Raw genomic sequence first — 23,354 nt, 5'->3', positions numbered from 1 at the left:
CTATTCTTTTTCTATTTCTTTGAAATAATTCTTATTCTTTTTTCGTTTCTAGTGCAATGACAAATCCTTCGTGTGCACGCACGTTTAAAACAGAGCCGCCTTCAAAGGCTAAGTATTGGCCTTTTATTCCTTTCAAGACCGAAGTAAAGGAGGGTTTTTTCTCGAGCGAGATAGTGGTTACCTTTTCGGGTGCCTCGTAGGGATAATCTAGTCTCCAGAGATCCTGTTCTGAATTAAAGAATTTTGCATATTCAGCGGGGAACAGATCTTGAACTTCACTTCTGAATTGGGTAAGGTCAAGATCCTCTTCGTATTCGTCTTTGAGCATTCTTCGGTAATTGGTTTTATCAGACAATTTCGACTTGAGCGCAACCTCAATCATTCCGGCCTCGTATCGATTTTCTGTTCTTGCAATGGGAAGGGCAAAGGTAGCTCCTTGGTCAATCCACCGAGTGGGAACCTGCGACTCTCTTGTTACGCCCACTTTGACCTCACCTGTATACGCTAAATAGACGATGTGAGGCACGAGTTGAATCGATTTTTCAACTTCTAGGTCTCTTTCTCCTTCCCCCAGATGGGCTTTGGATAGTTCAGGACGAATAATGGACTCACTAGTGTAAGGACTCTCAAAGAAGCATTTTTTGCAGAAACCCATTCTAAAAATTTTCTCCTCACGCTGGCAGTTTACGCATTGATAACCAAGGTGCGATATTTCTACAGTTTTGCCAATCAAAGAATTCATATGAATAAGATCGTGCGATAGGTTGAGGTAATATTGAATGGGACTCGCGTTTTGAGTAATCATTTTTATTAGTTGGCCTTCAAAGTGCATTTCGTAAATTTTAAGTAAAAGTAAGGATTAAAGATTTGCCATGCTAAATTTCTTAAATTTGTAGCTAAATACCCGCTATGACTTATTTAGTAACCGGTGGAAGTGGATTCATTGGATCGCATCTTATCGAGACTTTACTCAAAAATGGACATTCTGTCATTAATGTTGACAATTTCGACGATTTTTATGACTATAGAATAAAAGTTCAAAATACTTTATTGTCCCTTGGTAGAGACCCTGAATTTACATTTGATTCGAAAGAAGCAGATTTAGAAATACTGCAGACTCAGGTTCTATCTGAGAAATATCGTTTAGTGGTAGTGGACATTAGAGATTTAGAATCTCTTCGAGAGCTATTTCGTCAGGTTCCTGTTCAGGCCGTTATTCATTTAGCTGCGCTCGCGGGCGTTCGCCCCAGCATCGAAAACCCGATTGAATACCAGCAAGTAAACGTTATTGGTACGACTAATTTGTGGGAACTATGCAAGGAGTTTGGAATTAAGAAATTTTTAAACGCATCCTCCTCTAGTGTTTATGGAAACAACAAGAAAGTACCGTTTACGGAGACGGATGCTGTGGATTTGCCAATTTCCCCATATGCAGCTAGCAAACGAAGCACGGAAATTTTAGGCCATGTATACCACCATTTGTACGGAATGGATATGATCCATTTGAGATTCTTTACCGTCTATGGGCCCCGTCAAAGGCCTGATTTAGCGATTCATAAATTCGCTCAGTTGATTCAAGATAAGGAGGAAATACCTTTCTTTGGAGAGGGAGAGACCTCGAGAGATTACACGTATATAGAGGATATCATTGACGGGATTATAAAGGCTCTACGTTATCTCGAAGCCCATTCCCCCCTCTATGAGATTGTAAATTTAGGGGAGAACCAAGTCGTTTCACTAAATGAAATGGTAGGGACGCTAGAATCCACCTTGGAGATAAAGGCACAGAAAAAGCAATTGCCAATGCAGCCTGGCGATGTGGAAAGAACACATGCCAATATTGACAAAGCAAAGGCGTTAATAGACTATTCCCCGGGCACAAACTTCCAAAATGGCATAAAAAAATTTGTGGAATGGTTTTTGAGAAAACCACTTCAATAGTCTGTAAATAGGGTGTGATCGTACTTTTTCGAATTACTCTTTTCCCAAATGGAAAATAAAATAGTAAAAAGATTGAAAATCAGTCATAAAAAAGACAATACCATCATCTATTTTTATACTTTTGCAAAAATTTTATAAATACTAAAAATATGTATTGGACATTAGAATTAGCTTCTTATTTAAGTGATGCCCCTTGGCCAATGACCAAAGCGGAACTTATTGACTACGCGATCCGTACCGGAGCGCCGATGGAAGTAGTGGAAAACCTTCAGGCTATCGAAGACGAAGGGGAAATCTATGAATCCATCGAAGAGGTGTGGAGCGACTATCCCACCGACGAGGATTTCCTTTGGAACGAAGACGAATACTAAAGAAATAAGGCTTTAGGCATAATGCTTAAAGCTTTTTTAGAATTATATCACCAAAAGAGCGACCTAGTGCTCAAAAAGTTTGTGACCCCTGGGTCCACAGTTAAATATTGAAAATATGAGTTTTTTAGACCAAGTGCTTAAAGGGTTTTTAGGAGATAAAAACGCAAAAGACCTTAAAGAAGTAAAGAAAGTAGTAGCGAAAATTAAAGCTGCAGAACCGAGTATTAAGGAATTAAGCGATCAGGAATTACGAGCGAAAACGCAAGAATTCAAAGAGCTATTAAAGTCAGGCACTCAATCGATCACAGAGGAAATACACAAACTTGAAGAGCAAATTAAGTCATCAACAAACATTGATGAGAAAGAAGGGATGTTCACTCAGATTGAAACCCTTAAGAAAGAATCTTATCAGGTAGAGGAAAAAATATTAGAATCCATTTTGCCAGAAGCGTTTGTAGTCGTGAAAGAAACGGCAAGACGTTGGGCGGAAAATGGAGAGATTCGAGTTGCTGCACTCGATTGGGACAAAAACTTAGCGGAAAATAAAGATTTCGTTGAGATACAAGGAGACGAAGCGGTTTGGAAAAACCAATGGAACGCGCACGGTACACCTGTCGTTTGGGACATGGTCCATTACGATGTTCAGTTTATTGGAGGGGTCGTTCTTCACAGTGGAAAAATTGCAGAGATGGCCACTGGGGAAGGGAAAACCTTAGTGGGTACCTTACCGATTTACCTGAATGCTCTTTCAGGAAGAGGGGTACACGTTGTAACTGTGAACGATTACTTAGCGAAAAGAGACTCCGCATGGATGGGGCCTATCTATCAATTCCACGGACTTTCCATCGACTGTATTGACAACCATCAACCGAATTCCGACGGAAGACGAAGTGCTTACAATTCAGATATTACCTACGGAACCAATAACGAGTTTGGATTTGACTACCTCCGGGATAACATGGTCACTTCTCCTACAGAGTTAGTGCAAAGAGAACTTAATTTTGCAATCGTCGATGAGGTGGATTCCGTCTTAGTAGACGATGCAAGAACGCCCTTAATTATATCCGGTCCGGTTCCTCAGGGAGATCGTCAGGAATTTGATGTTTTGAAACCTGCCGTAGACCGCATCGTATCTGTACAAAAACAAACCATTACGCATGTCTTTAACGAGGCTAAGAAATTGATTGCCGCGGGGAAAAATAAAGAAGGAGGATTCAAACTTCTTCAAGCCTATAGAGGACTTCCAAAATCAAGACCTTTAATTAAGTTCTTATCCGAAACAGGAAACAAAGCGCTGCTTCAAAAAACGGAAGCGCAGTATATGCAGGATAACAACCGCGATATGCCAAAGGTGGATCAAGATCTTTATTTCGTAATTGATGAGAAGAACAATCAGATTGATTTAACCGATAAGGGAGTTGAATATCTATCAACAGGTGTTGAGGACAAAGATTTCTTCGTTTTAGAAGATATCGGTACTGAAATCGCAGATTTAGAAGCGAAAAACTTAGAAAAAGAGGCTGAATTTGCAGCGAAGGAAGATCTATTTAGAAGATTTGCTGAAAAATCAGAGCGTGTACACACCTTAAGTCAGCTTTTGAAAGCGTATACGCTTTTTGAAAAGGACGATGAGTATGTCGTGATAGATGGAGAAGTGAAAATCGTGGATGAGCAAACCGGACGTATAATGGACGGGCGACGCTATTCCGATGGACTTCACCAGGCGATCGAAGCGAAAGAAAATGTAAAAATTGAAGCGGCGACTCAAACCTTTGCGACCGTGACCTTGCAGAACTTCTTCCGTATGTACAACAAACTTGCGGGGATGACAGGTACAGCCGAAACGGAAGCAGGAGAGCTTTGGGAAATTTATAAATTAGACGTGGTTGTTATTCCAACCAACCGTCCTATTCAAAGAGACGACCGTCAGGATCTTGTTTTCAAAACGAACCGTGAAAAATACAATGCAGTTATTGAAGAGATTGAAAAATTAACGGCTCAAGGTCGACCTATACTAGTGGGTACAACCTCGATTGATATTTCACAACTTCTTTCAAGAGCTCTTCAACTTAGAAAAATCAATCACCAAGTTCTGAACGCAAAGCTTCACAAAAAAGAAGCGGAAGTCGTGGCAGAAGCTGGGCGTCCGGGTCAAGTTACCATTGCAACCAATATGGCGGGTAGAGGAACCGACATTAAGCTAGTCCAAGCCGTGAAAGAAGCGGGAGGTTTAGCGATTATCGGTACGGAACGCCACGATTCTAGACGTGTAGACAGACAGTTAAGAGGTCGTGCAGGACGTCAGGGAGACCCAGGTAGTTCCCAGTTCTATGTTTCGCTTGAAGACAATTTAATGCGTCTATTTGGTTCGGAAAGAATTGCGAAAATGATGGACCGTATGGGTCATAAGGAAGGAGAAGTGATTCAACATTCGATGATTACGAAGTCCATCGAAAGAGCACAGAAGAAAGTGGAGGAGAATAACTTTGGTATACGTAAAAGACTCCTGGAGTATGACGATGTCATGAACAAGCAAAGAGATGTGATATACAAAAAGAGAAAGAATGCTCTTTTTGGAGATCACCTTAAGTTTGATATTGCCAACATGATTTTTGATGTCTCTCAAACGATAGTAAACAAAACGAAACTACAAGGAGATTACAAAGAATTCGAATATGAGATCATTCGAAGCTTCACCATGGAAGCCCCGGTTTCAGAAAGCGATTTCAAGAGCAAAACCAATGCGCAGTTAATTCAAATTGTCTTTGCAGCAGCAGAAGAGGACTATAAAAATAGATTGGAACTATTGAAAGAGAAAACTTTCCCAATCATTGAGAATGTATACAAAAACCAAGGTAGCATGTTCAAAATGATTCAAGTTCCGTTTAGCGATGGACTTAAATCGATTACCATTGTAACCGATCTTGAAAAAGCGCACGAAACCAAATGCCAGAGTCTCATTGAAGATTTTGAAAAAAACATAACCTTGTCTATTATTGACGAAAACTGGAAATTGCATTTGCGCGAGATGGATGATCTTAGAAGATCTTCTCAAGGTGCGGTGTACGAACAAAAGGATCCACTTGTAATTTACAAACAGGAATCTTTTCACCTTTTCAGTGAAATGGTAGAGAAGATTAATATGGAAACCATTTCCTTCTTATACAAAGGAGAAATCCCAAGCTAATTTTCAAATGAATTCAAAAGACCCAGGCGCTGAAATGCCTGGGTTTTTTGTTTTTAGCCTAATCCCGTGGGATACAAAGGTCTGGAATTCTGGTTTCCACGGGGTTTGCCTTACTTTTCTAGCGGATTGTAAGGATATGATTTTATTTTTTAGTAATTTTATTGTCTCAATTGTAAAATAAAATGGCATTAATAAACTTATCAAATCAAGTCGCATTAGGCGTTGATATCGGGGGTACCAATACCAAATATGGACTCGTAAATCACCGAGGTGAAATTTTAGGCAAAGGCCGAGTTAAGACCGAGGACTATAAAACCCCGCAAGAACTAGTCGATGCACTTTATCTAGCCATCAAGCCACTAATTGAGGAGCATTGCTCTGATAACAAATCGTTTGAAGGAATCGGTGTAGGCGCTCCGAATGCAAATTATTATCATGGGACCATCGAGCATGCTCCTAATTTGAAATGGAAAGGAGTAATTCCTTTTGCTGAGATGATGACCAAAAAATTTGGCGTTCCGTGTAAAATGACAAATGATGCAAATGCTGCCGCTTTAGGAGAAATGCTGTACGGCGCTGCGCGAGGAATGAAAGATTTCATTATGGTTACCCTTGGTACAGGAGTAGGAAGTGGGATTGTCTGTGGAGGAAGATTGGTCTATGGACACGACGGTTTTGCCGGTGAACTTGGGCATACGATTGTGAAGCCCAACGGTAGAAAGCACTGGAGTACAGGATCGGAAGGCTCATTAGAGTCTTATGCTTCGGCAACCGGCATCGCCATTACCGCAAAGAAAATGCGAGCTGAATTTCCAGAATCTCTTCTGAATCAATATGCGGAAGAAGATATTAATTCAAAAACTGTACATGAGTGCGCCATGAAGGGGGACCCAACGGCTATTGAAGTTTTCCGTTATACAGGACAAAAATTAGGGGAATCCTTGGCAAACTTTGTCATGTTTTCTTCTCCTCAAGCCATTCTGCTTTTCGGGGGCGTGATTCAAGCAGGTGACTTCATTTTGAAACCTACAAAACTCCATATGGAAAGGAATCTACTTCCGATATTCAGAAGCAAAGTCAGACTGGTCTTTAGTGAATTGAACGAAGCGGACGCGGCCATTCTAGGTGCTAGTGCGCTGGTTTGGGAAAACAGTTTGTAATCCCTTCTTTTTAATCCCTAAAAGATTTTACAATTTGAAACGTCCTAATAGTGAGGTGAGATGGACTCAGGACACTTTACAGGACAAACAATTACTTTTTTGAAACAATGGAATCTAAAAATTTTGAAACAATCGTATTTGGCGGTGGATGTTTTTGGTGTGTGGAGAGCTGTTTTAATCTGTTGAAAGGAGTCGAAAAAGCGATTTCCGGATACAGTGGAGGGCATGTTCCAAACCCTACATACGAAGCGGTTTGTACGGGAGAGACTGGGCATGCAGAGGTCGTAAAACTAATATACGATCCAAACATTATTTCTTTTGAACAACTTATGGAAGTGTTTTTCTTTTTGCACGATCCGACGCAGCTTAACCGTCAGGGAAATGACATAGGAACCCAGTACAGATCGATCGTATTTTATGATTCACCTGAGCAAAAAGACAGCATTGAAAAATCGATAGAGCGATCTAAGGCCGAAGGGAAATGGGAAGGAGACTACGTCACAAAAGTAGAACCACTTGCGGAGTTTTACCCTGCAGAGACTTACCATCAAGGCTATTACTGGGAAAACCCAAGTACGCCCTATTGCAGCGCGGTTGTAGGACCGAAAATTGCAAAATTCAATGCCTATTTTGGGCAGAAGGGAATGCTAAGGGAGGAAGTGTAAACAAATACAAGGAATTACAGGGAAAGTGTTAAGCTTTCCCTTTTTTCATTTCACTATGCGGTATTCCATCTTCTAGATAGGATTTACCCGTGGGTTCAAATCCAAAATCCGCATAAAATTGTAGGAGATAGTCCTGCGCAGAAATACAGACATTGTCCGTTTTAAAGTTTGTGGAAATAACCTCTATGCTCCTAGTTATCAACTGTTTTCCAAGTCCGATTCGTCGAAAATTCTTCCCTGTTAATACGCGGCCTATTGAGGCTTCAGGATATTTTAGGCCGGGGGCAAACACTCGACAATACGCTGCAATTTCATTTTTAGATTCCCCCCATAAATGCAGTGCAATTTGATCATCAAAGTCCATATCTTGGTAGAGACATTGTTGTTCAATAACGAAAACCTCTGCTCTAGCGGCCAAGATTTTGTAAAGTTCTGATGTCTGCAACTCCTCAAACGATTTGCAGTGCCAAGTGAAATTAGTCATCAAATCGAACTTTGTTTTTCACGAGCATTTGATTGGTTTGCTCGATATATGAGAGAACCTCGTCTCCTCCTACTTTTTTTTCCGCAGAGGTAATGAACATGTGAGGAAGGTCTTCCCATAGTTCAAGCATACTCGCTCTGTAGGCTTCTACATTTTTGTTCACATTGCCTGCTGATAGTTTATCAGCTTTGGTAAACACGACGGAAAAAGGGATTTGACTCTCTCCCAACCATTGCATGAATTCCAAGTCTATTTTTTGGGGTGTGTGCCGTACATCGACAAGGACGAATAGGTTAACCAAATTCACTCGGTTCAGTACATAGTTGGTAATCAGTTTTTCAAAGTCTTTTCTTTTCACTTTCGAGACTTTTGCATATCCATAGCCGGGTAAGTCGGTTAGATACCACTGTTCATTAATCAGGAAGTGATTGATTAACTGAGTTTTTCCAGGGGTTTGCGAGGTTTTCGCAAGATCCTTGTGGTTCATCATCGCATTAATAAGCGAAGACTTCCCTACGTTGGATCGACCAATAAAGGCATATTCTGCACGATTGGGTTCTGGACATTCCTGCCATTTGGAAGAACTTTTTAAAAACTCGGCGGATTTGATTATCATGTTAAGTCTGTGTTCAAAGGTTTGTATTCAGAACCTGGTGAGGTTCTATTAAAAAAGGAAGCAAAAACTTCCTTTTCTAATTATTTATTTTTCAGCCATTCGTATAAGAGGGAATTGAATTCGTCTGGTTTTTCCATCATGGCCGCATGGCCACACTTGTCAATCCAAAATAAATCCGAATTCGGTATTAATCGATCCATTTCGACAGCCACTTCGGGTGGTGTCACGGAATCCTGCTTCCCCCAAATGATACAGGTAGGTGCTTTAATTTTATGAAGTTCGGTCTCCATGTTGTGTTTAATTGCGCTGCGTGCCAGCATCACGGTTTTAATCCCCTTGCCTCGGTCGTTTACGATAGAGAAGACTTCGTCCACAAGTTCGTCCGTGGCCACCTCTGGGTCATAAAACACTTCTTGCGCTTTTGCCTTCATGTAGTCTCGGTCGCTTTTTCGAGGAAAGCTATCGCCAAAGGATCTTTCGTAGAGCCCGGAACTTCCCGTAAGAACAAGATGCTTTACAAGATCGGGTCTAGAGAGTGTGAGTATTAAACCCACATGTCCTCCCATGGAGTTTCCCACTACGGTGGCAGGTTCCCCTACTTGTTCTTCAATAAATTTCGCAACGTATTTCGCGATACTTGTCAAATTGGTGTTAAGTACGGGCAGATCGTAAATGGGTAGTTCGGGAAAGTAAACTTTAAATCCTCTTGAAGAAAAGTAAGATATGAGACTTGTGAAATTACTCAGTCCACCCATCAGACCCTGCAACAGGACGATAGGATGACCCTCGCCTTCCATAATATAGGAGAATTTTTTTTCTTTTTTGGTTTTAAATAACATATAACGCTTGATAGCTAAAGCAAAAGTACAAATTTAAGAAAACATATGACGATAAAATCATACCGATTAAAAATAAGAAAAAAGCTCTAAAGTAAATTACCCTTTTTTAATAATATTTCTCCAATTTCCACTTTTGGTATAAGGTCTTTTAAATCAAAGGCTTAGTTCTTGAGTTAAAAGTTATAAACATTAAGTCAAAAAGTGGGAAAAAGTGGGAGCTTTTGGAAATAATTATATAAATTTGTCCCAAATGAAGAATTTTATTGGCACATACGAATGCAAAATTGATGACAAAGGTCGTCTGAAAGTGCCTTCATCGCTTGCAAAGCAGATGGAGGGATTTGAAGGAGAGACCTTTGTCATTAAACGCTCTGTGTTTCAAAATTGTCTGGAAGTTTACCCTTTAACCTACTGGGATAAGTTGATGGGCAAAATTAATAAACTGAATCGTTTTGTGAAAAAGAATGCAGATTTCATCCGAATGTTTACTGCTGGCGTAAAAACCGTGCAGTTGGATAGTGCAGGAAGAATCCAAATATCAAAAGACTTGACTGTATTTGCAGGACTTCGAAAAGAAGTGGTTGTAACCAGTGCGGGTGAGCTTTTTGAGGTTTGGGATAAGCAGGCCTATGAAGAGGTGATTTCCACTACCCAAGAAGATTTCGCAAATCTTGCACAAGAGGTAATGGGAGATCAAGGTATAGAAGATATTGAATTAGAATAAAGCGCTTAGAACCACGAAAAAGATGGAAAACGAATACCATAGTCCAGTGCTTTTAAAGCAAAGTGTCGATGAGTTAGTCACTGACCCTGATGGAGTTTATATAGACTGCACTTTTGGTGGTGGGGGGCATTCGCGTGAAATCTTGGCCCGCCTTTCTTCAAAAGGAAAACTTTATAGTTTTGATCAGGATTTGGATGCTCTTGCCAATCGAATTTCGGACGATCGATTTACCCTCGTGAATCAAAACTTTCGATTTCTTGAAAACGCCATGCTAATGTATGGTGTTTCACAAGTAAGTGGTGTTCTAGCAGATTTAGGAGTTTCCTCCCATCAATTTGATGAAGGAAAACGCGGTTTTTCGATTCGAAGCGAAGCTCCGTTAGACATGAGAATGAATGTGATGCAGAGTCTAGATGCGAAGAAAGTAATCAACGAATACGAAGAGGAAGCTCTAGCGGATCTCTTCTACAATTACGGGGAACTAAGAGACGCAAGAAAGTTAGCACGTGTCATCGTGAACCAAAGAAAAGGGAAATCCATTGAAACGACTGAGGACCTTAAGGCACTATTTGCCTTCATTCCTGCGTTTAAGCAGAATAAGTTCTTCGCTCAAGTATTTCAAGCGATTCGAATTGAAGTGAACCAAGAATTAGACGCTTTAAAAGAGATGCTTCTTCAAGCGCACCGCGTGCTAAAGCCGCAAGGTCGCCTTGTTGTAATTTCTTACCATTCTCTTGAAGATCGGTTAGTAAAACGATTTTTGAAGAATGGAAAATTTGAAGGAGAGCCTGTGAGAGATGTGTATGGAAATTACGATAAAGTATTTGAGCTGTTGAGAAATAAAGCGGTTGTGCCTTCTGAGGAAGAAATTGAATCCAACTCGAGAGCACGAAGCGCAAAGATGCGCACAGGAATTAAATTATAAACAAAAAGGACAGTTTCAACTGACATTTAAGTAAAATATGGCCAAAAAGCGCGTTTATCAGTCCAAGAAAAAACTAACCTTCATAGACATTGTCAAGGGGAATTTTCTCAATAGGGATGAAATTAAAGCGCATTATAAGTATTTTTTGTTGCTCTTCTTTCTTTTGATCAGTATGATTTATAGCAACCATCTTGTAAATCAGAAAATTGAGAAAGTAAATGCGCTAAAGGAAGCTAGTGAAGAATACAAATCACGAAACGCCTATGCGCAGAGCAGACTTATTAAAGTGAAGATGGAATCAGAATTAGGAAAAGAAATGATAACAGACTCTTTAATGACCCTAGAGAGTCACCCACATAAATTACTAATAAAACTCGACTCAACCCATGCAGAGAAATAATGAGTACGACATTAAACGCAAAAGAACCTTACGGTGGGGGTATTTCTTCGCCCTCGTTGCTATTGCTACTTTTGTCGTCTTTCTCTTTCGGATCATTGTTCTTCAAAACACCAATGTGGAGGAGATTAAAGAGGATTATATTAGCAAGAACTATCGGGAAGCCGTCTTAAAAGCAGCTCGTGGAAATCTCTATGCGGCGGACGGCTCGATTCTGGCAACCACCGTCATGCGATACGACATTTATCTTGATTTCAAAGTGATCCGGGATACGACTTACAGTAATAATATTGGTCCTTTAACGGATTCTTTAAGTCTCATGTTTGGAAAGCCGAGAACCTATTTTCGTCAAAAGTTTGATGCGCAGCGTAAGAAAGAAAATCAATATTTCAGTCTGGTGAAAGGACTCGATTTCGATGAGTACGATCGGATTCGCAAGTTCCCTCTTTTTGAGAAAGGGAAGAACCGTGGCGGTTTTATTGTGGATCGAAATTACCGTCGTGAACTTGCCACATCAGAAATTGGAGCAGGAACCATTGGAATGGACAATGGAAAGTATCAGTCTGGGCTAGAGGGAGCATTTTCAAAGTTCCTTAGTGGAAAGGACGGTAAACGTTTAGAACAACGAATTAATTCGTCACAGTGGAAACCCATTGATTATTGGAAAGTTCATGAGCCCGTCGATGGACAGGACGTGTACACGACATTGGATCTTAGAATCCAAGACATTGCAAATTCAGCGCTGGAAAAGCAGCTAATTGAATTTGATGCGGATCACGGAAGTGTGATTGTCATGGAAGTGAAAACCGGGAAGGTTCGTGCAATGGTAAATCTGCGACGAACAGAACCCGGAGTTTATGTAGATGCTTATAACTATGCACTAAAAGATGCCACTGAACCAGGTTCCACCTTTAAAGCGGTGTCTCTTTTAGCGGCGATGGATGATGGATTTATAGACGAAGAAACAACTGTTGACGTGGGCAATGGCTCTTGGGTGTATGCAGGACAGCCCGTTAGTGACGATCATGGTGGGGGCATTTACGATATAAGCGAAGTGCTTGCAAAATCTAGCAACGTAGGTTCAGCAAAACTCATCACTAAGTTTTATGGCGACAATCCTGAAGTATTCCTTGACCATTTGCGTCGTTGGAAACTCTTTGATAAAATGGACATTGAACTGCCAGGCATTACCAAACCTTTTATTCAAACCCCTCAGAGTGATCGTTGGAGCAAAGGGGCATTGGCTTCTATTTCGTTTGGCTACGCAGTTCGATTAAATACATTGCAACTTGCAACCTTTTATAATGGAATTGCCAACGGAGGCAAAATGGTAAAACCTTTGTTTATTGATAAAGTGATGAAAGATGGGCATGTTTTCTTTGAGGCTCAGCCCGAGGTCATGGTAAATAAGATGGCCTCTCAGAAAGCCATTCACATGATGACTTCCGCACTTACGAAAGCCGTCGAAAAGGGAACCGCTCGAAGCATATTTACACCGAATCTAAGTATGGCAGGAAAAACAGGAACGGCAAGGTTTGAATATTGGAAACCGGGACCGAGTAAATACCAAGCCTCTTTTGGAGGGTTTTACCCGGCGGACAATCCCAAGTACACCTGCTTTGTCGTTGTAAATCAACCGGACAAGTCGAAAAGTTACTACGGGAGTACTGTAGCAGCTCCTGTATTTAAAGAAATTGCGGGAAAAACCTTTCTTAAAACACCGCAAAACATTGAGAAGGAACTTCTTGTGGATAAGAAAGTGGACTTAAGCAAATTAACACGTGTCGAACCCAAAGTGGCCGTTCGTGGAGGCGTGATGCCAAGTGTAGTAGGATTAATTGGAAAAAATGTGATCCCTGCGTTGGAAAACCAAGGGTATCGAGTGGATTATAAAGGGGTAGGTCGAATTAAAGAGCAGTTCCCGTTAGAAGGAAGAGCCCTAAACAAAGACCAAAGAATTTATTTGACGCTTCAAAATTAGAGTATTAGAATGACCATGACTTTACAAAATTTATTAAATGGAATTTCCGTTGTAGACCTAAAGGGACCCACGTCCTTGGAGGTGAAAAGTCTTGGGTTTGATAGCCGAACCGTAGGTCCAAACTCTGTTTATGTGGCGCTAAGAGGACAGGCTGTAGACGGTCATTCCTTCATTGATCAGGCAATTTACGAAGGAGCAAAAGGGGTGGTTTGTGAAGAGATTCCAGCGAAAGTAGAAGAATCTGTTTGTTACATACTAGTCAAAGACAGCGCCGAAACCCTAGCCCTTTTAGCCTCTAACTTCTATGGGAATCCTTCCTCGAAGTTAACCCTTGTAGGAGTCACAGGGACCAACGGAAAAACCTCGGTGGCAACCTTGCTTCACGAAGTTTTTTCCCAAATGCTATATCCTTGTCTTCTGCTTTCTACAGTAGAGAATAGAATTGGTAACAAGGTGATAAAGGCAACCCATACAACCCCGGATGTGGTAACAGTCAATCGACTCTTATCGCAAGCTGTGGAGGAAGGTTGCGAGTTTGCATTTATGGAAGTCAGTTCGCATGGGATCGACCAAAAGAGAACGTTTGGGCTCAATTTCAAAATTGCAGCCTTTACCAACATTACGCATGACCATCTGGATTATCACCAAACCTTTGCAAACTATATTAAAGCAAAGCAAAAACTTTTTGATACGCTCGGCTCGAATTCTATTGCCCTATTCAATGCAGATGATAAGAACGGGTCGATTATGGTTCAAAATACGAAAGCCAAAAGAGTTTCTTTTGGGCTTAAAAACATAGCAGACTACCAGGCTAAAATTTTAGAAGCGGACTTTAATGGAATGCTTTTATCGTTTGAGGGAAGGGAAGTGTGGACGACACTCACAGGAAAATTTAATGCTTCAAACCTTTTACTAGTGTACAGTATTGCAGCAGAACTGGGTTTAGACAAGCAAGCAATTCTTCAGGCTATCTCTACACTTAAAAGGGTAAATGGACGTTTTGAAACGTTAAGATCCCCCCAAGGGATTTATTTTGTGGTGGATTACGCACATACACCTGATGCTTTAGAAAATGTTCTTTTGAGCATAAATGAAATTCGGACCAAGAACGAAAGACTCATTACCGTCTTTGGGTGTGGTGGCGATCGAGACAAAACCAAGCGTCCTGAAATGGGAAAAATTGCCACTCGAAATTCAACTCTTGCCATTCTTACCTCAGACAATCCACGAACCGAGGATCCCGAACTCATTCTAAAGGATATTGAAGCAGGAATTGAACCGCAGAATTACAGTAAGTACACGGTCATTCAAGACCGAAAACAAGCTATAAAAATGGCTATAAAATTTGCCGAGCCAGGAGATATTGTTCTGGTGGCAGGCAAAGGACATGAAACCTATCAAGATGTTTCTGGAGTGAAGCATCATTTTGATGACAAGGAAGTGATTTCCGAGCTAATAAAAATTATGGATAAATAAATAAGGCGTATGTTATATTATTTGTACGAATACCTTACCGCTAACGGAATTCATATTCCGGGACTTAATCTACTGAAATACATCTCGTTTCGGGCTTCGATTTCGGTGTTGACTTCGCTATTTATTGCTTTGGTTTTTGGTAAGAAGATCATCAATTTCCTTCGCCGTCGCCAGATGGGGGAGCTGGTTAGAGACCTTGGACTAGAAGGGCAAAAACAGAAGGAAGGTACTCCTACGATGGGGGGACTTATTATTATCGTAGCTACCGTCATACCTGTTCTGCTTTTTACACAAGTCTTTAATGTCTACATTCTTCTGCTTCTGATTTCAGTGGTTTGGATGGGTGCAATTGGCTTTGTAGATGATTATTTGAAGAAAATTAAAAAGAACAAAGACGGCCTAAGTGGGAAGTTCAAAGTCATTGGACAAGTGGGACTTGGACTGATCGTAGGGGTAACTATGTTTTTTCACCCGGATGTGACGGTCAAACGTAAATATGCGGATGCGCAGATCTTAAACCGTAACAATGTGGAGCAAAACTTTATGCCCACAGAAAAATCAACCGTATCCACAGTTCCTTTTGTGAAAAACAATGAGTTTGATTACACTGGGATGCTTTTTTGGATGGACGAAGCAGATGCTCAAAAATGGGCATGGCTTGTCTTTATTCCCATTGTGATTTTTATTGTCACAGCAGTATCGAATGGCGCCAATATAACCGATGGAATTGACGGCCTCGCGGCCGGCACCAGTGCGGTCATCTTATTAACTTTAGCATTCTTAGCGTATTTGTCGGGGAATATCATTTTTGCGGACTATTTGAATATCATGTTCTTACCCAATATGGGGGAAACCACGATTTTTGCCATTGCCATGGTCGGAGCGGTGATCGGATTTTTCTGGTACAACACCTATCCAGCGCAGGTATTTATGGGAGACACAGGAAGTTTGATGATTGGGGGAGTGATTGCTGTGCTTGCCGTGATCTTAAGAAAGGAATTATTAATTCCCGTATTGTGTGGGATTTTCGTCCTTGAAAACCTATCAGTCGTCTTGCAGGTTTCGGTCTTTAAATACCGAAAAAGAAAGTATGGGTTAGAATATGCACAAAACAATCGATTCTTTAAAATGAGTCCTTTGCACCACCACTATCAGAAAAGTGGATACCATGAAAGTAAAATTGTGAATCGAATGATAATCATTGGAGTGATTCTCGCCGTCGTTTGTTTAATCACACTAAAAATAAGATAACGAGATGAGAGTTGTAGTTTTAGGAGGAGGAGAAAGCGGTTTTGGAGCTGCGTACTTAGCCAAGAAGAAGGGCCTGGAAGTATTTCTTTCAGACCAGGGTGAAATACGTGAAAACTATAAGAAACTTTTAATTGAAAATCAGATCGATTTTGAGGAAGGACAGCATACGGAAGAAAAGATTTTAAATGCGGATTGGATTGTGAAAAGTCCAGGTATCCCCAAAAAGGCAGAGATTGTTTTCAAAATCAATCAGAAGGGAATTCGGCTGTCTTCAGAAATCGAATTTGCTTCCGAGTATACAAAGGCTAAAATCATTGCGATCACGGGGAGCAACGGCAAGACGACCACGACCTCGCTAGTTTACCATCTACTTAAAAATGATGGTTTCAATGTAGGCCTTGGAGGCAATATAGGAAGTAGTTTTGCGCGTCAAGTCGCTGAACAAAATTACGACTACTATGTTCTGGAAGTGAGTTCGTTTCAGTTGGATGATATACAGAACTTTAGACCCTTTATATCTCTGCTTTTGAATCTCTCTAAAGACCATTTGGATCAGTACAACTACAATTACGAAGAGTATGCACTAGCCAAATTTAGAATTGCAGAGAACCAACAGAACGACAACTTTTTCATCTACAATAGAGACGATGAAATGAGTCTTAACTTACTTGAGAAACTGTCAGTGAAAGCCAGAATGCTTCCTTTCTCCATGAAGGAAGTTCTTTCCGAGGGTGCCTATACGCAAGGGGACAAGATGGTTGTGAAATTCCAAGACGAATTTTCGATTAAGATTGAGGATTTATCCCTTATGGGGAATCACAATGTAGCCAATAGCCTTGCCGCGTCCCTTGCGGGGAAAGTACTTAATATAAGCAATGAAAGTATCCGCAATTCCCTAATGAGCTTTCAAGCCGTAGAACATAGACTTGAGGAGGTCACCGTTCAAAAAGGAGTGCGCTATATCAACGACTCCAAAGCTACCAATGTGAATGCTACCTATTATGCTTTAGAAAGCATGAAGAATCCCACGATCTGGATTGTAGGCGGTACAGACAAAGGGAACGACTATACAGAGATTGAGAATCTCGTAAAGCAGAAAGTAAAGGCGGTGGTCTGCATGGGATTAGACAACCAAAAGATCATTGACTTTTTCAAAGATAAAATGGAGTTCATTTACGATACCTCTAGTATGAAACAAGCGATGGCCATTTGCAAATCGCTTGCAGAACCTGGAGATACCGTTTTGCTTTCGCCTTGTTGTGCGAGCTACGATTTGTTTGATAATTATCAAGATCGGGGCAATCAATTTAAAGAAGAAGCGTTGAAAACAAATAACAAGTAAGAAATGCACGAGCCAGAAACCGAAAACAAATTTGAATATCTAAAGGGCGATAAAGTTCTTTGGATTGTGATAATTTTGATTTCAGCCTTTTCGATTTTCCCCGTGTATTCTGCAAGTTCAAACTTGGAATACATTGTGAACTCAGGGACGACGACGAGTCATTTGACCCGTCATGTACTCTTTGTGGTGGGTGGACTTGTGCTCATGAGAGCCATAGGACTTTTCAAATACGAGCATATAGGGAAATTAAGTGCCTTTTTACTAGGCATTATGGTTATACTTTTGGTCTTTACAATTTTAAGCGGTAATACCATTGACGGAGCCAGTGCAGCACGGTGGCTAAAGATCCCAGGAACCTCACTTTCGTTTCAACCCTCGTCAATCGCCTACTTAATGCTAATCATTTATTTGTGTCGTTATTTGACCAAGAAGATTCATAGGGACCGTCGTTGGTACGAGAACGTTCTCTATATTTTTGGCCCTATTCTACTTGTCTTTCTACTTGTAGCAAGAGACAATGGGTCGACGGCCTTAATGATCTTAATGGTGTCCATTGGGGTACTTGTGATTGGGCAATTGCATTGGAAATACATTGCAGGCTTTATATCCTCGTCTGTAGTTCTGGGAATGCTTTTTATTATGGTGGCCTTGAACACCAATTTAATGGGTGGGAATAGGGTCCACACTTGGATGAGTAGAATTGAAACATTTACCTCCTCAAAAACGGATGTCGATATGGACACCGAAGAGATGAAAACCAAGAATTACCAAGTCATGCAAGCCAAAGCGGCCATAGTTCATGGCGGTCTGACGGGTATGGGTCCGGGTAAAAGTGCACTCAAGCAAATGCTTCCTCAAAGCGCCTCGGACTTTATATTCGCCATTATTGTTGAAGAATATGGGTTTATAGGAGCCACCGCACTCATTGTCCTCTACCTCATTATGATCATCCGGATTGTGATGATTGCCAGTAAGATGCCTGCTTTTTTTGGTTCTTTATTAGTGCTGGCGGTAGGGCTGATGATCTTTGTGCAATTGAGTGTTAATATAGCCGTGGCTATTAATTTAATACCCGTGACAGGGCAGCCCTTGCCTTTGATAAGTTATGGAGGAACCTCCATGTTAGTGACCTATTTGCAATTAGGACTGGTCTTAAATGTAAGTGCCCGAATTCAGGTTTATGATGAAGAAGGCATTGGAAAGAAACAAAGTGTTGAAGAAATCAATGACATTGCATAGAATGGAAAAGAAAATGAAAGTCATATTAAGCGGTGGTGGAACAGGAGGGCATATCTTTCCTGCGATCGCAATTGCTGAGGAAATCAAAAAACGCTTTCCTCAGGCTGAATTTTTATTTCTTGGCGCCAATGGAAAAATGGAGATGGAAAAGGTGCCACAGCTTGGGTATCGCATTGAAGGGCTTGATATTGTTGGCTTTAATCGGGGAAATTTACTCTCCAATTTTAAACTTCCATTCCAACTCTATTCTAGTATTGAAAAAGCAAAATCAATTGTAAGAAAGTTCAATCCTGATTTTGCTGTGGGAACGGGAGGGTTTGCAAGTGGACCTGCGCTCTATGCCGCGACAAGACTCGGGGTACCCACTTTTATTCAGGAGCAAAATGCGCATGCAGGAGTAACCAATAAGATCCTTAGCAAAAGTGCTTCTCTTATTTTTACTGCCTATCCAAATGTGAAGGGCTTTCCCGAAGAGAAAACTCGATTTTTAGGCAACCCGATTCGAGAAAATATTTTAAATGGACTCGAAGAAAGTAGCTTAGCCAAACAGAAGCTTGGGCTTGACCCAAGCAAGCTTACCCTTTTATCTGTGGGAGGTTCCCTTGGTTCTCATGCGATTAACCAAGCATGGCTTGAACACCTGCCTTTGCTTCTAGAAAAGGATTATCAATTGATTTGGCAAACGGGTAAAGCGGAATTTCAAACCATTGAGAAGCAAACTCGTCACTTCACAAGTCGAAACTTGCAAGTGGTCGAGTTTATAAAAGGCATGGAACTAGCCTACTCCGCAGCGGATGTAATCGTCTCTAGAGCAGGAGCCATTGCCATTTCTGAACTTGCAGTGGTTGGGAAACCGATGATTTTGATTCCCTTCCCTTTTGCCGCGGAAGACCATCAAACTGCAAATGCACGACGACTGGTAGAGAAGAATGCAGCTCTCATGGTAAAAGACAGTGAGATGAAAGAAGAGTTTTGGCCCACCTTGCTAGATCTCTGTGAAAAGGAGCAGGTAAGAGAAGAAATGAGTAAGAATTTGGAGTTTTTCGCAAAGAGAACGGCCGCAAAAGATATTGTAGATACAATTTTGACTAAAGTAAATAGAGCATAGAAATGAAATTAACTGAGAAATATAACGTCGTCTATTTTGTAGGCATTGGAGGCATCGGAATGAGTGCCTTGGCTCGCTATTTCCAGGCTTCAAATATTCGGGTATTAGGCTATGACAAAACCTCAACAGGGCTCACTGAGAAACTAACAGAAGAGGGAATGGAAATCTCATTCGAGGATGAAATTTCCCCTGCGATTCGTGCACTAGAAAAGGAATCAACCCTTGTTATTTATACCCCAGCAATTAAGTCTTTACAAATCTTAGACTATTTTGAAAAAAGTGGGTTTGAGGTCATCAAGCGTGCGAAAGCACTTGGTTTAATTACAAAGGCTACTGAGTCGTTAGCGATTGCAGGAACCCACGGAAAAACGACAACTTCCACTCTAGTGGCTCATTTATGCAAAGAGGCAAATTTGCCATTTTCTTGTTTCCTTGGGGGAATCTCAGAAAACTTTAAGTCTAATTTTTATTATAATGGGGATCAAATTAGCGTGGTTGAGGCTGACGAATTTGACCGTAGTTTTCTAAGTCTCTCCCCGGACTGGGCTATCATCACATCAAATGATGCCGATCATTTGGATATCTATGGAGACCGCAAAGCTATGGAACAAGGATTTTGTGAATTTGCAAACTTGCTTCCAAACGATCAGCAGTTGTTTGTAAGAAAAGGAGTAGAGGTAGATCGTAGCTGCCTACGCTATGCTGTCAACGAAGAGGCAGATTTTTACTCAGATAATTTGAGAATCAAGGAGGGTCTAATGCATTTTGATTTTCATCACAAGGAACAAACTTGGGAATTCTCTTGGAGCATCCCGGGAACGCATAATGTAGAAAATGCAACGGCCGCGATCGCTCTTTTGTTTAAGATGGGAGTGGATATTGAGGTTTTGAATAAGGGACTTCAAAGCTTCAAAGGAATTAAAAGACGCTATACATTAACTCATTTTGCCTCTGGAAAGCATTATATAGACGATTATGCGCATCACCCGACGGAACTCAATGCAGTGCTTAGTTCGATTCGAACTTTTTATCCTGATAAAAAAGTACTTGTGGTGTTTCAGCCCCATTTATATAGCAGAACCCGAGATTTTGAATCGGAATTTGCAAAGAGCTTAGAGAATAGTGATTCTTTACTTCTACTGGATATTTATCCGGCAAGAGAAAGAGCGGAAGATTTTCCGGGGGTTAGCTCAAAGGCTTTACTCGAAAAGATTCAGCATTTGGATAAACAGCAATGTTCATTAGAAGAAGCATTAGAAATAATAAAAACAAAAGAATTTGATATTCTAGTCACTGTAGGGGCTGGAAACATTGATCGCTTGTTTGATCCCATCACCAAGTGGATGGAAAAGAGTCAGGCAAAAGCATAAAGGAATAGAGAAGCGGTTATGAAGAACAAGTGGAGAATTTTAAAGATATTTTGTACAGTCGTCCTTTTTGGATTTCTGCTTAGTTTTTCTTTGAAACGATTTGGAGAAGCTCCCATGAAAAAGGTATCTGTGAATCTGATTGAAACGCCAGGAACTGCAAAAGTTTACTTTATAGATGAGAAGAATGTAAAGGACTTCATTAAGGCGGCAAATCCAAAAGGAGTGGTCGGTGAAATTGACATTCCTCAACTGGAGAAGCAGGTTAATTTTTTTCCGTCCGTGGATAGCGCCAATGTGTATTTGAACTTAAATGGGAACCTTAATATAGACATTCTGCAACGAGTACCTGCATTTCGAATGCAAAGACAGGGACAAGATTTTTATGTGGACACAAAAGGGGAGGAGTTTCCAATTTCAAAGGTTTATTCACACCCTGTTCTTTTGGTTTCAGGGGATATAAAACGCAGTGAGTATAAAGAAATTGCTAAACTGATTGAGCTAGTAAAGCAAGATTCCTTTGCAAAGAATTACTTCATTGGTATTCAAAAGCAAAAAGACAGCTATTTTCTTCTGACTAGTGAAGGCAACTTCAAAGTAGAAATAGGAGATTTGGATAATTTGGAACTCAAACTAAAGGGCTTCAAGTCTTTCGTAGAAAAATTTTTAGTGTACCAGAACCAAGAGAAATACAATAAGATTTCGGTTCGGTACGACAATCAGATCGTCACCAGTTTAAACCCGCATTATAAGCCTAACGACAGCATTCTAAGAGCAAGGATGAAAGAGTTTGAGAAAGCGCCAGAGATTGCGCGAAAGAAGGCTTTAGCCGAAGCAGCATTACGTAGTACACAAAGGAAGAATTAAAATAAGAAACAAAATCAAATCAGCATACAAATGGAAAATCAAGAGTATTCAGTAGGATTAGACATTGGGACCACCAAAATTGTGGCCATTGTCGGTCGTCGAAATACCCATGGGAAAATTGAGGTACTAGGGGTAGGCAAGGCCAAAAGTCTTGGAGTGCATAAGGGAATTGTGAACAACATTTCTCAAACGATTAGTTCAATTAAAACAGCGATTGAAGAAGCGCAAAAAAGTTCAGGTGTGGCCATCTCTAAAGTCACAGTGGGCATTGCAGGCAAACACATTCGCTCTTTGCAACACTCGGACTATATCATGCGAGAACATCCCGACCAATACATCACGGAGGAAGATATCGAGGTTCTTAAAGAGCAAGTGAAAAAGCTCGTGATGCTTCCGGGTGAAGAAATTATCCATGTTTTACCCCAAGAATATAAAGTGGATTCTGAGGGTGAAATTCAAGAGCCGATTGGAATGCACGGGAAACGACTAGAAGCTAATTTCCATGTGGTCGTAGGACAAATGGGAAGTATTCGCAATATCGCCCGATGCGTACGAGAGGCGGGCCTTGAAATGGAAGCCTTAACGCTCGAGCCACTTGCTTCGTCGGAAGCGGTGCTGACCAAAGAAGAAAAAGAAGCCGGTGTGGCTATTGTCGATATAGGAGGGGGTACCACGGACATTGCTATTTTCAAAGACAACATTATTCGTCATACCTGCGTAATTCCTTACGGAGGTGGAATCATTACAGACGATATTAAAGAAGGATGCTCAATTATTGAAAAGCATGCAGAGCAGCTGAAAGTGAAGTTTGGTTCTGCCGTTCCAGAAATGGAGAAGGATACCACCTTCGTCACAATTCCTGGATTGCACGGTAGAGCGGACAAAGAAATTTCTTTAAAGACACTCGCGCAAGTGATTAATGCTCGGGTAGAGGAAATTCTAGAAATGGTGAATACGGAACTAAAGGCCTACGGAGCGTTTGAACAGAAGAAAAAACTGATTGCAGGAATTGTTCTTACAGGTGGCGGATCCAACCTAAAGCACATTCGACAGCTTACCAATTACACGACAGGGTTTGATTCTCGTCTGGGGTGCGCAAACGAATACGTATCAAACGATAAGAATCAATTTTTGAAAGGTCCGGAATATGCGACGGCCATTGGACTCCTTATGGAGAGTTTGAAAATTAGAGACAAAAAGAATTTTACAGGAAAGGATTTAGACTCTGATCAGGAGATGGATACAAACGAAATGCATCCAGACAGTCAATCACTTGAAGGAGAAGAATCTTTAGATGCAATCGAATTAGAGCAATCAAATGAGTCGGTGCAAAGTAAGCGCCGAGGACTTACGCTAGGGCAAAAGATCATGGAAAGCGTAAAGAAATTTTTTGAAGAAGTAGAATAACAAAAAC

General features: G+C 40.9%; 21 protein-coding genes. 17 read left to right on the top strand and 4 right to left on the bottom strand.

The window, feature by feature from the left end:
• Positions 1–31 precede the first annotated feature (31 nt).
• The gene (locus ACX3PZ_RS02880; protein ID WP_459082934.1) at positions 32–832 is read right to left on the bottom strand and encodes a DUF2797 domain-containing protein; all 801 of its coding nucleotides are present in this window, start codon (positions 830–832) and stop codon (positions 32–34) included.
• A 77-nt stretch (positions 833–909) separates the two neighbouring features.
• On the opposite strand from ACX3PZ_RS02880, the gene ACX3PZ_RS02875 reads away from it, so the two are divergent.
• The 5 genes from ACX3PZ_RS02875 (at position 910) to msrA (ending at position 7,324) form a co-directional block, all read left to right on the top strand.
• Positions 910–1,941, top strand: a complete 1,032-nt coding sequence (locus ACX3PZ_RS02875; RefSeq protein ID WP_459082932.1) for a GDP-mannose 4,6-dehydratase — start codon at positions 910–912, stop codon at positions 1,939–1,941.
• Positions 1,942–2,090: 149 nt separating this feature from the next.
• A complete protein-coding gene (locus ACX3PZ_RS02870; protein ID WP_002662059.1) occupies positions 2,091–2,312 on the top strand; it encodes a DUF2795 domain-containing protein in 222 nt (73 codons plus the stop codon).
• A gap of 115 nt (positions 2,313–2,427) precedes the next feature.
• A complete protein-coding gene (secA, locus tag ACX3PZ_RS02865) occupies positions 2,428–5,499 on the top strand; it encodes a preprotein translocase subunit SecA (protein ID WP_459111949.1) in 3,072 nt (1,023 codons plus the stop codon).
• 182 nt (positions 5,500–5,681) lie between these two features.
• Entirely contained in the window at positions 5,682–6,659 is a 978-nt protein-coding gene (locus tag ACX3PZ_RS02860; RefSeq protein WP_459082928.1) for an ROK family protein, read from the top strand.
• 107 nt (positions 6,660–6,766) lie between these two features.
• The gene (gene msrA / locus ACX3PZ_RS02855) at positions 6,767–7,324 is read left to right on the top strand and encodes a peptide-methionine (S)-S-oxide reductase MsrA (RefSeq protein WP_459082926.1); all 558 of its coding nucleotides are present in this window, start codon (positions 6,767–6,769) and stop codon (positions 7,322–7,324) included.
• 28 nt (positions 7,325–7,352) lie between these two features.
• Here the strand turns inward: msrA and ACX3PZ_RS02850 are convergent, their stop codons facing one another.
• The 3 genes from ACX3PZ_RS02850 to ACX3PZ_RS02840 all read right to left on the bottom strand — a co-directional run bounded on the left by ACX3PZ_RS02850 (position 7,353) and on the right by ACX3PZ_RS02840 (position 9,263).
• Positions 7,353–7,808, bottom strand: coding sequence for a GNAT family N-acetyltransferase (locus tag ACX3PZ_RS02850; protein WP_459082924.1), 456 nt, complete (start codon positions 7,806–7,808; stop codon positions 7,353–7,355).
• The gene (yihA, locus tag ACX3PZ_RS02845) at positions 7,801–8,424 is read right to left on the bottom strand and encodes a ribosome biogenesis GTP-binding protein YihA/YsxC (RefSeq protein WP_459082922.1); all 624 of its coding nucleotides are present in this window, start codon (positions 8,422–8,424) and stop codon (positions 7,801–7,803) included. The genes ACX3PZ_RS02850 and yihA overlap by 8 nt, the downstream gene beginning before the upstream one ends.
• 80 nt (positions 8,425–8,504) lie before the next feature.
• The gene (locus tag ACX3PZ_RS02840) at positions 8,505–9,263 is read right to left on the bottom strand and encodes an alpha/beta fold hydrolase (RefSeq protein ID WP_459082920.1); all 759 of its coding nucleotides are present in this window, start codon (positions 9,261–9,263) and stop codon (positions 8,505–8,507) included.
• A gap of 250 nt (positions 9,264–9,513) precedes the next feature.
• Between ACX3PZ_RS02840 and mraZ the strand changes: the two genes are divergently transcribed.
• From mraZ to ftsA, 12 genes are read left to right on the top strand one after another with little or no spacing between them, the layout of a single operon-like run.
• A complete protein-coding gene (gene mraZ, locus ACX3PZ_RS02835; protein ID WP_459082918.1) occupies positions 9,514–9,987 on the top strand; it encodes a division/cell wall cluster transcriptional repressor MraZ in 474 nt (157 codons plus the stop codon).
• Positions 9,988–10,009: 22 nt separating this feature from the next.
• A complete protein-coding gene (gene rsmH / locus ACX3PZ_RS02830; protein WP_459082916.1) occupies positions 10,010–10,912 on the top strand; it encodes a 16S rRNA (cytosine(1402)-N(4))-methyltransferase RsmH in 903 nt (300 codons plus the stop codon).
• 37 nt (positions 10,913–10,949) lie between these two features.
• Positions 10,950–11,312, top strand: a complete 363-nt coding sequence (locus tag ACX3PZ_RS02825) for an FtsL-like putative cell division protein (RefSeq protein WP_459082914.1) — start codon at positions 10,950–10,952, stop codon at positions 11,310–11,312.
• Positions 11,299–13,290 carry a penicillin-binding transpeptidase domain-containing protein gene (locus tag ACX3PZ_RS02820; RefSeq protein WP_459082912.1) on the top strand — a complete coding sequence of 664 codons (1,992 nt, stop codon included), beginning with the start codon at positions 11,299–11,301 and terminating at the stop codon, positions 13,288–13,290. Before ACX3PZ_RS02825 ends, ACX3PZ_RS02820 begins: the two co-directional genes overlap by 14 nt.
• A 15-nt stretch (positions 13,291–13,305) precedes the next feature.
• Positions 13,306–14,766 carry a UDP-N-acetylmuramoyl-L-alanyl-D-glutamate--2,6-diaminopimelate ligase gene (locus tag ACX3PZ_RS02815; protein ID WP_459112741.1) on the top strand — a complete coding sequence of 487 codons (1,461 nt, stop codon included), beginning with the start codon at positions 13,306–13,308 and terminating at the stop codon, positions 14,764–14,766.
• A 9-nt stretch (positions 14,767–14,775) separates the two neighbouring features.
• Entirely contained in the window at positions 14,776–16,017 is a 1,242-nt protein-coding gene (gene mraY, locus ACX3PZ_RS02810) for a phospho-N-acetylmuramoyl-pentapeptide-transferase (protein ID WP_459082910.1), read from the top strand.
• 4 nt (positions 16,018–16,021) lie between these two features.
• Positions 16,022–17,359 carry a UDP-N-acetylmuramoyl-L-alanine--D-glutamate ligase gene (gene murD / locus ACX3PZ_RS02805; protein WP_459082908.1) on the top strand — a complete coding sequence of 446 codons (1,338 nt, stop codon included), beginning with the start codon at positions 16,022–16,024 and terminating at the stop codon, positions 17,357–17,359.
• 3 nt (positions 17,360–17,362) lie between these two features.
• A complete protein-coding gene (locus tag ACX3PZ_RS02800; RefSeq protein WP_459082906.1) occupies positions 17,363–18,598 on the top strand; it encodes an FtsW/RodA/SpoVE family cell cycle protein in 1,236 nt (411 codons plus the stop codon).
• A 13-nt stretch (positions 18,599–18,611) separates the two neighbouring features.
• Complete coding sequence (murG, locus tag ACX3PZ_RS02795; RefSeq protein ID WP_459082904.1) at positions 18,612–19,706, top strand: undecaprenyldiphospho-muramoylpentapeptide beta-N-acetylglucosaminyltransferase; 1,095 nt, start codon at positions 18,612–18,614, stop codon at positions 19,704–19,706.
• A gap of 2 nt (positions 19,707–19,708) precedes the next feature.
• Positions 19,709–21,076 carry a UDP-N-acetylmuramate--L-alanine ligase gene (gene murC / locus ACX3PZ_RS02790; RefSeq protein ID WP_459082902.1) on the top strand — a complete coding sequence of 456 codons (1,368 nt, stop codon included), beginning with the start codon at positions 19,709–19,711 and terminating at the stop codon, positions 21,074–21,076.
• Positions 21,077–21,094: 18 nt separating this feature from the next.
• Entirely contained in the window at positions 21,095–21,940 is an 846-nt protein-coding gene (locus ACX3PZ_RS02785; RefSeq protein ID WP_459082900.1) for a cell division protein FtsQ/DivIB, read from the top strand.
• A gap of 30 nt (positions 21,941–21,970) precedes the next feature.
• Positions 21,971–23,347 (top strand): cell division protein FtsA, encoded by a 1,377-nt coding sequence (gene ftsA, locus ACX3PZ_RS02780; RefSeq protein WP_459111948.1) that lies wholly within the window; start codon positions 21,971–21,973, stop codon positions 23,345–23,347.
• Positions 23,348–23,354 lie beyond the last annotated feature (7 nt).

It is taken from the genome of Chryseobacterium sp. A321 (genome assembly GCF_054489265.1).
Note: the sequence above shows the minus strand (reverse complement) of the source record. Positions and strands in the feature narration are given on the sequence as shown.

Bases quoted from the DNA above. Each gene is read 5' to 3' on its own strand.
- ACX3PZ_RS02880 (WP_459082934.1), bottom strand. From the start codon at position 832: ATGCACTTTGAAGGCCAACTAATAAAAATGATTACTCAAAACGCGAGT.
- ACX3PZ_RS02875 (WP_459082932.1), top strand. From the start codon at position 910: ATGACTTATTTAGTAACCGGTGGAAGTGGATTCATTGGATCGCATCTT.
- ACX3PZ_RS02870 (WP_002662059.1), top strand. From the start codon at position 2,091: ATGTATTGGACATTAGAATTAGCTTCTTATTTAAGTGATGCCCCTTGG.
- secA (WP_459111949.1), top strand. From the start codon at position 2,428: ATGAGTTTTTTAGACCAAGTGCTTAAAGGGTTTTTAGGAGATAAAAAC.
- ACX3PZ_RS02860 (WP_459082928.1), top strand. From the start codon at position 5,682: ATGGCATTAATAAACTTATCAAATCAAGTCGCATTAGGCGTTGATATC.
- msrA (WP_459082926.1), top strand. From the start codon at position 6,767: ATGGAATCTAAAAATTTTGAAACAATCGTATTTGGCGGTGGATGTTTT.
- ACX3PZ_RS02850 (WP_459082924.1), bottom strand. From the start codon at position 7,808: ATGACTAATTTCACTTGGCACTGCAAATCGTTTGAGGAGTTGCAGACA.
- yihA (WP_459082922.1), bottom strand. From the start codon at position 8,424: ATGATAATCAAATCCGCCGAGTTTTTAAAAAGTTCTTCCAAATGGCAG.
- ACX3PZ_RS02840 (WP_459082920.1), bottom strand. From the start codon at position 9,263: ATGTTATTTAAAACCAAAAAAGAAAAAAAATTCTCCTATATTATGGAA.
- mraZ (WP_459082918.1), top strand. From the start codon at position 9,514: ATGAAGAATTTTATTGGCACATACGAATGCAAAATTGATGACAAAGGT.
- rsmH (WP_459082916.1), top strand. From the start codon at position 10,010: ATGGAAAACGAATACCATAGTCCAGTGCTTTTAAAGCAAAGTGTCGAT.
- ACX3PZ_RS02825 (WP_459082914.1), top strand. From the start codon at position 10,950: ATGGCCAAAAAGCGCGTTTATCAGTCCAAGAAAAAACTAACCTTCATA.
- ACX3PZ_RS02820 (WP_459082912.1), top strand. From the start codon at position 11,299: ATGCAGAGAAATAATGAGTACGACATTAAACGCAAAAGAACCTTACGG.
- ACX3PZ_RS02815 (WP_459112741.1), top strand. From the start codon at position 13,306: ATGACTTTACAAAATTTATTAAATGGAATTTCCGTTGTAGACCTAAAG.
- mraY (WP_459082910.1), top strand. From the start codon at position 14,776: ATGTTATATTATTTGTACGAATACCTTACCGCTAACGGAATTCATATT.
- murD (WP_459082908.1), top strand. From the start codon at position 16,022: ATGAGAGTTGTAGTTTTAGGAGGAGGAGAAAGCGGTTTTGGAGCTGCG.
- ACX3PZ_RS02800 (WP_459082906.1), top strand. From the start codon at position 17,363: ATGCACGAGCCAGAAACCGAAAACAAATTTGAATATCTAAAGGGCGAT.
- murG (WP_459082904.1), top strand. From the start codon at position 18,612: ATGAAAGTCATATTAAGCGGTGGTGGAACAGGAGGGCATATCTTTCCT.
- murC (WP_459082902.1), top strand. From the start codon at position 19,709: ATGAAATTAACTGAGAAATATAACGTCGTCTATTTTGTAGGCATTGGA.
- ACX3PZ_RS02785 (WP_459082900.1), top strand. From the start codon at position 21,095: ATGAAGAACAAGTGGAGAATTTTAAAGATATTTTGTACAGTCGTCCTT.
- ftsA (WP_459111948.1), top strand. From the start codon at position 21,971: ATGGAAAATCAAGAGTATTCAGTAGGATTAGACATTGGGACCACCAAA.